We start from the raw sequence: 14150 nt of genomic DNA on the forward strand, positions 1-14150 counted from the left end.
AAAAACATCCTAGCTTGGTCGCATGACACCTGTATGGGGAAAGCGATGCCAAAAGTTGGAATGGAGCCGATCCGCAAGGACGCGATTGTTCGAGCGACGATTGCTGAACTGGGTGTCAAGAAATCCCTGGATGTAACCGTCAGCCAGATTGCCAAACGCGCAGGCATGTCCAGCGCATTGGCACACCATTATTTTGGCGGAAAGGATCAGATATTTCTGGCCGCAATGCGTCAGATCCTCGCCGACTTCAGCGACGAAGCCAGGGCCCAGTTGAAAGCGGCCAAACCGGGCAACCGGGCAGAGGCGATTATCCACGCCTGTTTTGCCCCTTCGTGTTTCACACCTGACGTGACTGCCGCCTGGATGACCTTTTATGTGTTGGCGCAGACCAACAATGACGCGCTGCGTTTGTGGCAGATCTATCAGGCGCGCATCAGGTCGAATTTGATCCATGCCCTGCGCCCCAGGATGCAGGATCCGGTCGAAGCTGCTGAAAACATGATTGCTTTGATTGATGGGCTCTATATTCGCGCAGCGCTCAGCGCCCCGGAAGAACCGCAACTGGCCGTGAACCACGCAATGCGCGTGCTCGATACTCTGCTCGAGGCTGAAAAATGACAAAACCAAACATTCTGATCCTGATGGTGGATCAGCTGAACGGAACCCTCTTTCCCGACGGTCCCGCTGACTGGCTTCACGCTCCGAACCTGAAGAAACTGGCGGAACGGTCGACCCGTTTTGCCAACGCTTATACTGCGTCGCCGCTTTGTGCGCCGGGGCGGGCCAGCTTCATGTCCGGTCAATTGCCCTCACGCACCGGCGTCTACGACAACGCGGCTGAGTTCCGCAGCGATATCCCAACTTACGCACACCATTTGCGCAGGGCCGGGTATTACACCTGTCTGTCAGGCAAAATGCACTTTGTCGGCCCGGACCAGATGCACGGGTTTGAGGATCGCCTGACAACTGATATCTACCCGGCCGATTTTGGCTGGACACCGGATTACCGCAAACCGGGCGAGCGGATCGACTGGTGGTATCACAACATGGGATCGGTGACCGGCGCGGGTGTTGCCGAGATTTCCAACCAGATGGAGTATGATGACGAGGTCGCCTATAACGCAAAGGCCAAACTCTATGACCTTGCGCGCGGCAAGGATGACCGCCCATGGTGCGTGACGGTCAGCTTCACCCATCCGCATGATCCCTATGTCGCCCGTCGCAAATACTGGGACCTCTATGAAGATTGCGCGCACCTGCTGCCCGAAATCGCTGATATCGGCTATGAAAACCAGGATTCTCACGCCAAGCGGATCTTCGATGCCAATGACTGGCGCAGCTTCGACATCACCGAGGAAGACATTCGCAAGTCCCGCCGTGCCTATTTCGCCAACATCACATATCTCGATGACAAGATCGGTGAAATCCTCGAAGTGCTGGAAACGACACGGCAAGAGGCGATCATCCTGTTCGTCTCGGATCACGGTGACATGCTGGGTGAACGTGGCCTCTGGTTCAAAATGAACTTCTACGAAGGCTCGGCGCGCGTACCTTTGATGATATCGTCCCCGGATTTGCCTGCGGGGCGGATCGATACGCCGGTTTCCACCATCGACGTGACACCCACGCTCGGGGCTCTGGCAGGCGTTGACATGGACGAAATCGCACCATGGACGGACGGCGAAAACCTGGTGCCATTGGCGCAAGGTGGCACGCGAACCGCGCCTGTGGCCATGGAATACGCGGCTGAGGCATCTTACGCGCCGCTGGTGTCGCTGCGCTATGGCAAGTGGAAATACAATCGATGCGCGCTGGACCCGGATCAACTGTTTGATCTTGAGGCAGACCCGCATGAGCTGACCAATCTGGCAGACAGTCCCGAACATGCGGGCACGCTGCAAACCCTGCGGGCAAAGTCCGAGGCCCGCTGGGATTTGGAGCGCTTCGACGCGGATGTCCGCGCCAGTCAGGCGCGACGCTGGGTCGTGTACGAGGCACTGCGGCAGGGCGGATATTACCCATGGGATTATCAGCCGTTGCAAAAAGCGTCCGAACGCTACATGCGCAATCATATGGATCTGAACATCGTCGAGGAAAACGCCCGGTTCCCACGCGGCGAGTAATCTCTTCGTCTTTTTGAAAATACTCCCGCCGGAGGCGTTTTTCCCGGCGGGCGGGGAGTTGTGAATATGGAAGCAGATTTTGTCATCGTTGGCGCAGGGTCCGCAGGCTGCGCAATGGCATATCGTCTGAGCGAAGGTGGGGCCTCGGTTCTGGTGATCGAGCACGGTGGTACCGACTTGGGGCCGTTTATCCAGATGCCCGCCGCGCTCAGCTATCCGATGAACATGTCGCGCTATGACTGGGGATATCAGTCCGAGCCCGAACCGCATCTGAACAACCGCCGTCTGGCCTGCCCGCGCGGCAAGGTGATCGGCGGTTCATCGTCGATCAACGGCATGGTTTATGTACGCGGTCACGCACGCGATTTCGACACTTGGGCCGAGATGGGGGCCGACGGCTGGTCCTATGCGGATGTGCTGCCCTATTACAAACGCATGGAGACATGGCATGACGGTGGTCATGGCGGCGATCCGGCCTGGCGCGGAACCAACGGCCCGTTGCACGTATCGCGCGGCCCACGTGCGAACCCACTGTTTCAGGCCTTTGTCGATGCGGGTCAGCAGGCGGGATACGAGGTCACCGGCGACTATAACGGCGAAAAGCAGGAAGGCTTTGGCCCGATGGAGCAGACCGTCTGGAAAGGGCGGCGCTGGTCAGCGGCGAATGCATATCTGAAGCCAGCGCTAAAACGCGACAATTGCGATATCGTGCGGGGACTTGCGTCTCGGGTTGTCATGGAAAACGGTCGCGCCACTGGCGTGGAATTGATCCGTGGCGGCAAGAAAGAGATCATCAAGGCCCGGCGCGAGGTCATTCTGGCTGCGTCCTCGATCAACTCGCCCAAGCTGCTGATGCTGTCCGGTATCGGACCGGGCGCGCATCTGGCAGAACATGGGATCGACGTTGTTGCAGATCGTCCGGGGGTGGGTGCGAACCTTCAGGACCATCTGGAGCTGTATATTCAGCAGGCCTCGCTGCAACCCATTACGCTTTACAAACACTGGAACCTGTTCAGCAAGGGCCTGATCGGGGCGCAGTGGCTGTTTACAAAAAAGGGGCTGGGGGCGTCGAACCAATTCGAGAGCGCAGCCTTTATCCGGTCGAAACCGGGGGTGGAATACCCTGACATCCAGTATCACTTCCTGCCAATTGCGGTCCGCTATGATGGGCAGGCTGCGGCTGAAGGGCACGGATTCCAGGCGCATGTCGGCCCGATGCGCTCGCCCTCGCGGGGTGCAGTCACGCTGCGGTCGGACAGGGCTGAAGACGCACCGGTGATAAAGTTCAACTACATGAGCCACGAAGAGGATTGGGAGGATTTCCGCACCTGTATCCGACTGACCCGTGAAATCTTTGGGCAGGATGCGTTCAAACCTTACGCCGGTAAGGAAATTCAACCAGGTGCCTCTGTGCAAACGGATGAAGAGCTGAACGCCTTTATCGCGGAACATGCCGAAAGCGCCTATCACCCCTGCGGCACCTGCCGGATGGGGCGTGCGGATGACAAAGGTGCGGTGGTCGATCCCGAGGGTCGCGTCATCGGTGTGGACGGGCTGCGCGTCGCGGACAGTTCGATTTTCCCGCAGATCACCAACGGCAATCTCAACGCGCCCTCGATCATGGTGGGCGAGAAAGTATCGGATTCCCTGCTGGGCAAAGACCCGTTGCCCAAGGCCAATGACCGCCCGTGGATTCACCCGGGCTGGGCAACCGCGCAGCGTTAATCCTTCTGAACTGCCCCCGGTTGAATGCGTAAATTTTCGGCGCTTGCCGGGGGTATATTAGCAAAAAGTTCAGTGTTCTTGTCCAGATAAGCCTGAGCCACGTTTCAGAACAACTTGCCCTCTGCACGGCAGGATGGCGCGTGGTGTTGTATTGAAACTCGCGGGATTATTGCGGGTAGTTGATCCCGGTCAAAGCGAAAGCCCGGTCACGCTTCTATCACTGATTTGCAACGACATATGAAGGAGCGAACAGAAATGTCTCACACCCCGCATGAACTGGCCGAAGAGTTTCCGGACAAAGTTGAACTGATGAGCCAGCTCAAGCAAACGGATGCGCATTTTGCGCGGCTGGCCGATGAATATCATGAGGTCAACCGCGAAGTTCACCGCGCCGAAACCAATGTCGAGCCCATGGAAGAACTGGCTGAGGTTGACCTGCGCAAAAAGCGCGCGGCGCTGAAGGATGAGATTTGGGCGATCCTGTCCAAGGCTTAAACAAAGTGACGGGGGCTCTGCCCCCGTCGTGACCAGAGACGCTACACCGGTGGGATAATAAATCAGACTAAGATCAAGTCACTTCATAGGGCAGGGTGCCGCGAATATGGGTGTCGATGCTCAGACGGCGTTCCAGCGGCGGGACCGAACGCTGGTGGCAGGTTTGCCGCTCGCAGATGCGGCAGGAAATACCGATAGGCTCGTAGGCGCTGGCATTGTTGATGTCGAGGTTATCAGCATAAACAAGAGCCGGGGCATGACGGACCTCGCATCCCAGCGCTATGGCGTATCGTCTGACCGGTGCGCCAAACGAGCCCCCAGATTTTGAGACATCCCGCGCCAGCGAAATATAGCGAACACCATCAGGCGTTTCCGCCAGTTGCCGCAGGAAATGCCCGGGCGTTTCAAAGGCCCGATGCACGTTCCAAAGCGGGCAGGCCCCACCAAAGCGCGCAAATTGCAGGCGTGTGGCCGAGTGCCGCTTGGTGATCGTACCGGCCTGATCAACCCGGACGAAGAAGAACGGGATACCCTTGGCGCCAGGACGCTGTAGTGTCGACAGCCGATGTGCAACCTGCTCGACCGACGCCCCGAAACGGTTGCTGAGCAGCTCCAGATCGTGACGCTCTTCCTGAGCGGCGGTCAAAAACGCGGTATAAGGCATCAGAGAGGCACCAGCGAAATAGTTGGCAAGTCCGATCTTGGCGATGGCGCGGGCTTCGTCGCTTTGGAATTTGGCGAAATCCAGCGTCGCCTCCAGCAACTGGTCCTGACTGATCAGCGCAACCTGCAACAGAAGTTGGAACACTTGCGTCTGCGGCGCAGCACGGGAGGACAGGCGCAAAATTTTGCTGTCGACATCATAAACGCGCAAGGGGCCCGTATCTGAAAAAACCACCTGAATTCCACGCTCTGAAAGGCTGCTCAGGGCGGCTTGCCGGATACCGCCGGGGCCGTCGGCGCGGTTGGCAAACAGTTCCGCAGCCCTGTCCACGGCGTCGATGTAGTTGTCGCAGTAGTGGAAGAAATCGCGCACTTCTTCCCACGGGCTGGCCTGAATGCGCGCATCTTCGCGTCCCAAAGCCTCGTCCAGCGAGGCTAGGCGTTCATGTGTCTGCCGATAGGTTTTATGCAATTCGATAAACGCCCGCGCCAGAGCCGGGGCGTTGGAAGCTGTCAGGCGCAGATCGGCCAGTGGGGGCTGAATGTCCGAAAAAACAGGATCGGCCAGCGCCTCGCGCATGTCTGAAACAAGACGTTCGCTGTCGCCGGTGCTGAGTTCGGTAACATCCATTCCGAATTCCTGCGCCAGAGCCAGCACAACCGTGGTCGAGATCGGCCGGTTGTTGTTCTCCATCTGGTTCAGGTAGGGCAGTGAAACGCCCAGTTTGGCGGCAAATTCGCGCTGCGTCAGAGTCAGGCGCGTACGCATTTCGCGCAGTTTCGCGCCCGCATATAGCTTTTGGGTGGCCATAGGGTGCCTTTGCAAGTTTTCCAATTGCCGAGGATAACTTTGCAAAATAATTGGAGCAAGCGGTTACAGCCCCAATTGCCGTTCTCTTCGTACGACAGTTGAAATTGCGACGATCGCCAGAACGGCTGTTGCCAGCATCAGCCAAAGCAGCGGCATTGCGCCGGTTTCACGCGTCAGCAAGGCACCTGCCAGCGCGCTCAGCCCGGCGCCGCCGCCTAACATGATGGCGCCACTCAGGCCCGAGGCGGTTGCAGCCAGGTGAGGGCGCACTGATAGCGCGCCCGAGGTTGCGTTGGGGATGACCATGCCATTGCCGACGCCCACAAATGTCATGAACCCAAAGAAACTAAGTGCGGTTCCGCGGTCCGCTAAAAACAGCAATGCCGATACAGCGACGCCAAACGCATTGAACAGGCTTCCCCACAGCACCATGCGGTTCACGCCGAACCGTACTGAAAACCGCCCACTCATAAAGTTACCTACAAAATACCCAACCGCAGGTGCGCCAAAATAAATGCCAACCTGTGCCGCGCTCAAGCCGAACAGTTCTGTGCCAATGAACGGTGCGCCGCCGAGGTAGGCGAAAAACGAACCCGAAGAGAAGGCGCAAGCCAGTGAGTACCCCCAGAACCGTGGCGAGGTTAGAAGTTCGGGGTATTCCTTGAATTGCTGGACAAGCGTTTTACCGCTTTTTGCTGATGTTTCCCCAAAGTCCGAATAGGTCAGTGCCAAAGTCAGCAGACCTACGGCAAAGGGCAGCCAGAAATTCGCTTTCCAACCAAAACTCACTTCCAGCAAGCCGCCGATGGCAGGGCCAATCATTGGAACCACGGCCATGCCCATCGTCACATAACCGATCATCGAAGCAGCTTGATCCTGATCGTACATATCCCGCACCGCAGCGCGGCTGAGAACCATACCGACGACCACAACCGCCTGACACATCCTGAACGCCAGAAAAACCGTAGCATTGGGGGCAAAGATGCATCCCAGGGTTGCCATCAGGAACAGGCCTAGGCCCCAAAGCAAAACCGGTCGTCTACCTGCCTGATCCGCTATTGGACCTATGAGAATTTGCAGAATGGCATTGATCAGCAGATAAAGCGCAATCGACAGCTGCATGACCTTGTAATCGGTTTCGAAATACTCGGCCATGTTTGGCAGGCTGGGCAGAAACAGGTTCATGCTCAGGGCGGACAGGCCCGAGAGTAAAACAAGCGTCGCCAATGTGGGTGGTGTCCGGTGGACCGCGTCAGAGCTGAACTGCATGGTTCACATGTATAGCCGTGGATTTTCGGATTGCCAGTCATTCGCAGAATTACTCGTGAAAATTCGCAGTTTTGCAGTTATCCAAATTACTGTTGCTGAAATTTTGCAAATTTGCCGAAAATAGCTTTGGATGAGCGGCCCAAGCAGGTAGGGTCCCGGCAAATTAATAAGGGGATAGTCGTCATGAAAGACATTCTTTCCGAATTGGAAGCCCGTCGTGATAACGCACGTCTGGGGGGTGGGCAGAAACGGATCGATGCCCAGCACGCACGCGGCAAGCTGACCGCGCGTGAACGGATCGAACTGCTGCTGGACGAGGGCAGCTTTGAAGAGTTTGACATGTTCGTCAGCCACCGCTGCACCGATTTCGGGATGGAAAAACAAAAGCCTGCGGGTGACGGTGTCGTCACCGGCTGGGGCACGATCAACGGGCGCATGGTTTATGTATTCAGCCAGGATTTTACCGTCTTTGGCGGATCGCTGTCAGAAACCCATGCTCAGAAGATCTGCAAGATTATGGACATGGCGGTGCAGAACGGTGCGCCAGTGATTGGCATCAACGATTCGGGCGGCGCGCGCATTCAGGAAGGTGTGGCTTCGCTGGCAGGTTATGCCGAAGTGTTCCAGCGCAACATTATGGCTTCGGGCGTGGTGCCGCAGATCAGTGTAATCATGGGCCCCTGTGCCGGTGGTGCAGTGTATAGCCCGGCGATGACCGACTTTATCTTCATGGTCAAAGACACCTCTTACATGTTCGTGACTGGCCCGGATGTGGTGAAGACCGTAACTAACGAAGTGGTGACTGCCGAGGAACTGGGCGGGGCTTCGACCCATACCAAGAAATCCTCGGTCGCTGATGGCGCGTTCGAAAACGACGTCGAAGCTTTGGCCGAGGTGCGGCGCCTGGTGGACTTCCTGCCCCTCAACAACCGCGAAAAGCCGCCCGTGCGCCCGTTCTTTGACGAACCCGGCCGGATCGAGGCTTCGCTGGACACTCTTATCCCAGAGAATCCGAACACCCCCTACGACATGAAGGAACTCATCGCCAAAGTAGCGGATGAAGGCGATTTCTATGAAATTCAGGAAGATTTTGCCAAGAACATCATTACCGGGTTCATCCGGTTGGAAGGTCAGACCGTTGGCGTCGTCGCAAATCAGCCGATGGTGCTGGCCGGGTGTCTGGATATCGACTCGTCACGTAAGGCTGCGCGCTTTGTACGCTTCTGTGACTGTTTCGAAATCCCGATCCTGACACTGGTCGACGTTCCTGGCTTCCTTCCGGGAACAAGCCAGGAATATGGCGGTGTCATTAAGCATGGGGCCAAGTTGCTCTTTGCTTATGGTGAGGCGACCGTTCCGAAGGTTACGGTGATTACCCGAAAGGCTTATGGCGGTGCTTATGACGTTATGGCCTCCAAGCATTTGCGCGGTGATTTCAACTATGCCTGGCCCACCGCCGAAATCGCGGTCATGGGGGCCAAAGGGGCGACCGAGATCATTCATCGCGCCGATCTGGACAATGCGGACAAGATTGCGTCTCGCACTAAGGATTACGAAGACCGATTTGCAAATCCCTTCGTGGCAGCCGAGCGCGGCTTCATCGATGAGGTGATCATGCCGCATTCGACCCGCCGACGTGTGTCCCGGGCATTTGCCAGCTTGCGCGGCAAACAACTGAAAAACCCGTGGAAAAAGCACGACAATATCCCGCTGTGATCCTTCTGGGGGCGGGGTGATCTGCCCCGCTCAATCTTTGACCGTCACAGCGGCTCCGAGGCTAATACTCCCTCAAATTGAGGCGGAATTGACAAAAACCGGCAAATAGTAGAATGATCCGACCCGTCAGACATAGAACCGCGCAGACCAATCGTACTGCGCGCGCGACCCCGGAAGGAGGAGCTCGCCGCTGGTGGGTCCGGGGCCGCGCCATTTGTCTGATTGCTCTCACCTTCAGCCATCCAGCTTTTGCGGACACCGATACGTTGCTGCCGGTGCCGTCGGGCCAGCCAGTGCAACTGAGCGATGTCCTGCTGGACAACAATCCTGGCGAGCTTTGGCTGCGCTTTCGCTTCATCGCGCCCAGAATAGGCGCGTCAGTGGGGCGGATCGGGTATGATGTGGCGTCGAAGGATATGGAGCACCTGTGCCAGATTCTGGCCGTTCCATATGTCGCGCAGCATGAATTGCAGCCGGCGCGGGTCGTGATCTCTTTGTCCGATCGCCCGGTTGAGTTTGGTGATGCCGCCCCTGATGCGACCCAGTTTTTTGAGGCCTACCGGCTGGAGCAGTCCCAGTGTATCTGGGAGGGGCTTTGACCATGAACGCAGGAATCCATGAGTACAAAGCATCTCAGACCAACTGTGCGGCTTTGGAGGTGCGCATCATGACCCCATCCCTTTTCGGGCTCGAATTGCTTTTGTCTGCAAGTATGACACAAGGGGGCCTTTCATGCTGAAGCATCGTGGTTTTCCCGGTCGCCTTTCAGGCACAGACTTTCAGTTCACCATTCGTCGCGCCAACCCAAAGGGCGTTACACCGTTAACGCGGCGGGAGCGGTTTCGGGATCGTAAACCTGCGGACAAGCGCGCTGATATTGCGTTCATGGAAGCCCTTTGGACCCATTTCGGTGACCAGCCGTTCGAACGGGGCAATCTGGATGCCGGGCGTTTGAGCTGGCTGTTCGGGCGCGAAGTCATTCCGGCAGAAGACCCCTTTGATCCGGCCAGCTATGATGCCTTGCTTGTCATCGACGTAGACGCTGCGCGCGCATCCTTCCCGGACATCATCGACGGGATGGACTGATTGTGATATTCGCAGCCGTACATAAGCCAATCACTGCCGGTTTCGGGAAGATCCTGCCCGAAACCGGGCAGGATTTGTGTGTGGTCTCAGAAGTTCAACTGCGCCGCAAGCTGAACACGGCTGCCATCAAAGGTTCTGCCGGTGGGCGCGTCGTTCCGCTCGCCATAGATATACTCGGCGCTGAGCGTCAGACTGTCTGTCGCCTTGTAGAACGCGTTGACATGGATCGTTTCCAGCTCGGTGAAGGACAGGGTGCCGGTCGAGGTCGGCAGATCATAACTCTCGCGACCATAGGAAATGCCAACGTTCAACTTCGGGCTGAGGTCCTGCCTGAATTCCACGGTATAGCCATCCACATCGTTGGCCTGTCCTCCGACAATGGCATCGCCGAGACCGATCAGGTATGGCCCAAGCGCCTCACCAGTGACGTAGTTGACCTGGAACAATCCACCTTGCCAGGGGCGAATGCCGCCCGACAACGTAAAGCCCGTCTGATCCACTTCGACATTGCCGGAATTGGCTTTGCCGTACAAAACGGCTCCACGGGCAATATATGTGCCGTCGTTATACTCCGCCGAGGCCGTCAGGACGGGATCATCGGAATTCGACCCGCTCACGTTCTCTTCGATCGAGACCGCAAACTGTGCATTGCTGCCAAGCTGCCCAGTGTATCTCAACTGCGGGACACGGGCGAATGCGATACCCACCGGGCCGTTGAATTCGACGGTGGTCGGGTAGGTGTCCAATGGTTGGAAGTTTGTCCAATACTGACCGATCAGGAACTGGTCGCCAATGGTGATGTTGGCATGGCGTATGCGCAATTCAGCCGTGCCACCGGAACCGAACAGGTCAAGCTCAAGCTGTCCGCCAATGTCACCGATCCCGCTTGGGGTGGTGGTACGCAGTCCGATCCGAGATTGGCGAACGGTTGCCCCGAAGGTGCCGTCGGTCGCGGCCGAGGGTTCGCCGATAACATTCACGAACGCTGTATCCCCCTGATCGTAGTCGAAGTCATAAAAGAAATCGGCCTTCACGTATCCGTAAATGTCCAGAACGGTGTTGCCGATGCGGAAATCTCCGTTGGCGGGGCTGCTTTTGCCGGCTTCCAGCGCCTCGATCCGTGCGCGCAAAGCGTCGAGTTCAGCCTGGGTCTGGGCGTCCTGAGCGAAAGCAAACGTGCCAGTCACACTGAGCGCAGAGGCAGCGAGCAGGAGTGCCTTTTTTCTAGTCATAGTCATGTGGGTGTTCCTTTGAGTGCGAGTGTGCCCAAGGACCGTTTCACGCAGCAGAAATCTTTGGAAATCACGAGAAAGAGAATAGAACCGTCTGATTTCTCAAGAAAATGTGCCTTTTTCGGCTTCTTGAATCACGGCGTCTTGAACCTGTCATCTAACGCACTGCTGCGAGGGAATTCCTTCGCCTGTGCAGTAGCGGCGATTCGTGATGTTGCAGTCGCAGAAAACATCGGAAGCGGCCCCTTTCGTCACGAAACTGTGACGGTGAACGGGTCTATCGCGCTGGTAATTCCCATGAATGCTGTCGGCACGAAGTTGCGCGCCATGTTGCGGCTTGGGCAGAAACCAGCCGAGTTGCCCTTGGGAAACAATACTGTGTTTGCCCAACGGATTGTGCCGTGCAATCTGAATGGGCCGTGCGGCTCTACTTTGCCTGCGCCGCACATGCACCTACTATTCCGTACCCCTTCCTTGCGCGGGCAGGCTTGTGTTCCCCACATAGACCTGTCCGCGTTTTTCTTTGTGGGCCGCGCAGCCAAAAAGTGGCGAAATCCCGCACAAAACCTGCCTGCAACCCCATTGATATTGAATAACAAGCCGCATTTCGCGCATCTGGCCCTAAACGAACCAAGAAACCTAAAAGGGCAGACACAATGCGATTCTCGAAACTCATCCTTGTTGCGGCGACCTGTGCTGGTCTGGCCGCGTGCGGTGACACCACGGGCGAACAGGCAATCCTCGGCGGCGGTGCCGGGGCTGTGGGGGCCGCGGTCCTCAATGCCGACCCGCTGTTTGGCGCGGCTGTCGGCGCAGCGGGCAACGTGCTGTACTGCAAGACGCAGAACACCTGTAACTAACGCAAATCTTTCGGGGCGCCTGGCGCCTCAGCCATCATCGCGCATCACGCCGTCGTGGGGATCGTTCCCTGCGGCGGCGTTTTGCGTTTCCGGAACACCAAGCCAAAGGACGTTTCATGTTCAATAAGATCCTGATCGCCAATCGGGGCGAGATCGCCTGCCGGGTCATCAAGACCGCCCGCAAGATGGGTATCGGCACCGTTGCCATTTATTCGGACGCGGACAAGAACGCGTTGCATGTGTCGATGGCCGACCAAGCCGTGCATATCGGTCCGCCCCCGGCGAACCAGTCCTACATTGTGATCGACAAGGTCATGGATGCCATCCGCAAAAGCGGCGCGCAGGCGGTTCATCCCGGCTATGGCTTCCTGTCGGAAAATTCGAAGTTCGCCGAGGCGCTCGAGGCCGAAGGTGTCGCCTTTGTCGGTCCCCCTGTTGGTGCAATCGAAAGCATGGGCGACAAGATCACTTCGAAGAAGATCGCACAGGAGGCCGGAGTTTCGACGGTTCCGGGTTACATGGGGCTGATCGAGGACGCGGACGAGGCGGTCAAGATCTCGAACGAAATCGGTTATCCGGTCATGATCAAGGCCAGCGCCGGTGGCGGTGGTAAGGGCATGCGCATCGCGTGGAGCGATGAAGAGGCACGCGAAGGCTTTCAGTCGTCCAAGAACGAAGCCGCAAACTCGTTCGGAGATGACCGGATCTTCATCGAAAAATTCGTAACTCAGCCGCGCCATATCGAAATTCAGGTTCTGTGCGACAGTCACGGAAATGGCATTTACCTGGGTGAGCGTGAATGCTCGATCCAGCGCCGGAATCAGAAAGTGGTGGAAGAGGCGCCGTCACCCTTCCTTGATCCCGAAACCCGCAAGGCGATGGGTGAACAGGCTGTCGCTCTGGCCAAGGCCGTGAACTACGCAAGTGCAGGTACGGTCGAGTTCATCGTGGACGGAGACAAGAACTTCTACTTCCTCGAAATGAACACGCGCCTGCAGGTGGAACACCCTGTTACGGAACTGATCACCGGCGTCGATCTGGTCGAGCAGATGATCCGTGTCGCAGCGGGTGAAAAGCTTTCGATAACGCAGGATGACGTGACCCTGACCGGCTGGGCGATTGAAAACCGTCTGTATGCGGAAGACCCGTATCGCAACTTCCTGCCGTCGATCGGTCGTCTGACCCGGTATCGCCCGCCGCAGGAAACCGCGGCTGGTCCGTTGCTGGTCAACGGCAAATGGCAGGGTGAAGCACCAGAAGGCGAAACCGCCGTGCGCAACGATACCGGCGTCTACGAAGGCGGCGAGATCAGCATGTATTACGACCCGATGATCGCCAAACTCTGCACCTGGGCGCCGTCCCGCGAAAAAGCTATCGAGGCGATGCGCGTGGCGCTGGACAGTTTCGAAGTGGAAGGCATCGGTCACAACCTGCCGTTCCTGTCGGCAGTGATGGATCACCCAAAGTTTGTCAGCGGTGACATGACAACGGCCTTTATCGCTGAAGAATACCCAGACGGGTTCGAGGGCGTCACGCTGCCCGAAGCTGATCTGCGCCGGATTGCTGCTTCCTGCGCGGCCATGCACCGCGTCGCCGAAATCCGGCGCACTCGCGTGTCGGGGCGGATGGACAATCACGAACGCAAAGTAGGCAAGCGCTGGGTTGTGACATTGCAGGGTCAGGAGTTCGCCGTGCAGGTCAACGCCGACAAAGAGGGGTCAACGGTCAAGTTTGAGGACGGACCGTCCCTGCGTGTCGCCTCGGACTGGACGCCGGGCGATCAGCTGGCGGTTCTGGACGTGGATGGCAGCCCGCTGGTTCTGAAAATCGGCAAGGTCTCGGGCGGGTTCCGTGTTCGCAACCGGGGCGCTGACATGAAAGTGCATGTGCGCCGCCCACGGCAGGCGGAACTGGCCAAACTGATGCCGGAAAAACTGCCGCCTGATACCTCGAAGTTGCTGCTCTGCCCAATGCCGGGCCTAGTCGTGAAGGTCGATGTCGAAGTGGGGCAGGAAGTGCAGGAAGGTCAGGCGCTTTGCACGATTGAGGCGATGAAGATGGAAAACATCCTGCGTGCCGAAAAGAGGGGCGTGGTGGCCAAAGTCAATGCAGGCCCCGGTGACAGCCTTGCTGTGGACGACGTGATCATCGAGTTCGAGTGACCATGTTG

At 57.6% G+C, this 14150-nt stretch carries 12 protein-coding genes; 9 read left to right on the forward strand and 3 right to left on the reverse strand.

What is annotated here, in order from left to right:
* Window positions 1–45 precede the first annotated feature (45 nt).
* The 4 genes from betI (at window position 46) to AC2FLU_RS15340 (ending at window position 4343) form a co-directional block, all read left to right on the forward strand.
* Window positions 46–618 carry a choline-binding transcriptional repressor BetI gene (betI, locus tag AC2FLU_RS15325; protein WP_480554043.1) on the forward strand — a complete coding sequence of 191 codons (573 nt, stop codon included), beginning with the start codon at window positions 46–48 and terminating at the stop codon, window positions 616–618.
* The gene (betC, locus tag AC2FLU_RS15330) at window positions 615–2123 is read left to right on the forward strand and encodes a choline-sulfatase (RefSeq protein WP_480516210.1); all 1509 of its coding nucleotides are present in this window, start codon (window positions 615–617) and stop codon (window positions 2121–2123) included. Before betI ends, betC begins: the two co-directional genes overlap by 4 nt.
* Before the next feature lie 66 nt (window positions 2124–2189).
* Entirely contained in the window at window positions 2190–3848 is a 1659-nt protein-coding gene (gene betA / locus AC2FLU_RS15335) for a choline dehydrogenase (RefSeq protein ID WP_480554044.1), read from the forward strand.
* 255 nt (window positions 3849–4103) lie between these two features.
* Window positions 4104–4343, forward strand: a complete 240-nt coding sequence (locus AC2FLU_RS15340) for an HP1242/YdcH family protein (RefSeq protein ID WP_480475823.1) — start codon at window positions 4104–4106, stop codon at window positions 4341–4343.
* 73 nt (window positions 4344–4416) lie between these two features.
* On the opposite strand, the gene AC2FLU_RS15345 is transcribed toward AC2FLU_RS15340, so the two are convergent.
* Both AC2FLU_RS15345 and AC2FLU_RS15350 read right to left on the reverse strand, forming a co-directional pair.
* Window positions 4417–5817: a helix-turn-helix domain-containing protein gene (locus AC2FLU_RS15345; RefSeq protein WP_480554045.1), complete on the reverse strand. Its 1401-nt coding sequence runs from the start codon at window positions 5815–5817 to the stop codon at window positions 4417–4419.
* 63 nt (window positions 5818–5880) lie between these two features.
* Window positions 5881–7086 (reverse strand): multidrug effflux MFS transporter, encoded by a 1206-nt coding sequence (locus AC2FLU_RS15350; RefSeq protein ID WP_480516214.1) that lies wholly within the window; start codon window positions 7084–7086, stop codon window positions 5881–5883.
* A 183-nt stretch (window positions 7087–7269) separates the two neighbouring features.
* On the opposite strand from AC2FLU_RS15350, the gene AC2FLU_RS15355 reads away from it, so the two are divergent.
* From AC2FLU_RS15355 to AC2FLU_RS15365, 3 genes are all read left to right on the forward strand, one after another.
* On the forward strand, window positions 7270–8802 hold the full coding sequence (locus AC2FLU_RS15355; protein ID WP_480554047.1) for an acyl-CoA carboxylase subunit beta: 1533 nt from the start codon (window positions 7270–7272) through the stop codon (window positions 8800–8802).
* Between the two features lie 113 nt (window positions 8803–8915).
* Window positions 8916–9401: a DUF6497 family protein gene (locus AC2FLU_RS15360; RefSeq protein ID WP_480554048.1), complete on the forward strand. Its 486-nt coding sequence runs from the start codon at window positions 8916–8918 to the stop codon at window positions 9399–9401.
* Between the two features lie 133 nt (window positions 9402–9534).
* Entirely contained in the window at window positions 9535–9888 is a 354-nt protein-coding gene (locus tag AC2FLU_RS15365) for a hypothetical protein (protein ID WP_480475833.1), read from the forward strand.
* An 86-nt stretch (window positions 9889–9974) separates the two neighbouring features.
* Here AC2FLU_RS15365 and AC2FLU_RS15370 read toward each other — a convergent pair whose 3' ends face one another.
* Window positions 9975–11126: a DcaP family trimeric outer membrane transporter gene (locus AC2FLU_RS15370; RefSeq protein ID WP_480493766.1), complete on the reverse strand. Its 1152-nt coding sequence runs from the start codon at window positions 11124–11126 to the stop codon at window positions 9975–9977.
* 650 nt (window positions 11127–11776) lie between these two features.
* Between AC2FLU_RS15370 and AC2FLU_RS15375 the strand changes: the two genes are divergently transcribed.
* Window positions 11777–11980, forward strand: a complete 204-nt coding sequence (locus AC2FLU_RS15375; protein WP_480475837.1) for a hypothetical protein — start codon at window positions 11777–11779, stop codon at window positions 11978–11980.
* 116 nt (window positions 11981–12096) lie between these two features.
* A complete protein-coding gene (locus tag AC2FLU_RS15380) occupies window positions 12097–14142 on the forward strand; it encodes an ATP-binding protein (protein WP_480516220.1) in 2046 nt (681 codons plus the stop codon).
* The last annotated feature ends 8 nt before the right edge of the window (window positions 14143–14150 follow it).

Source organism: Ruegeria sp. SAZD013, assembly GCF_059612525.1.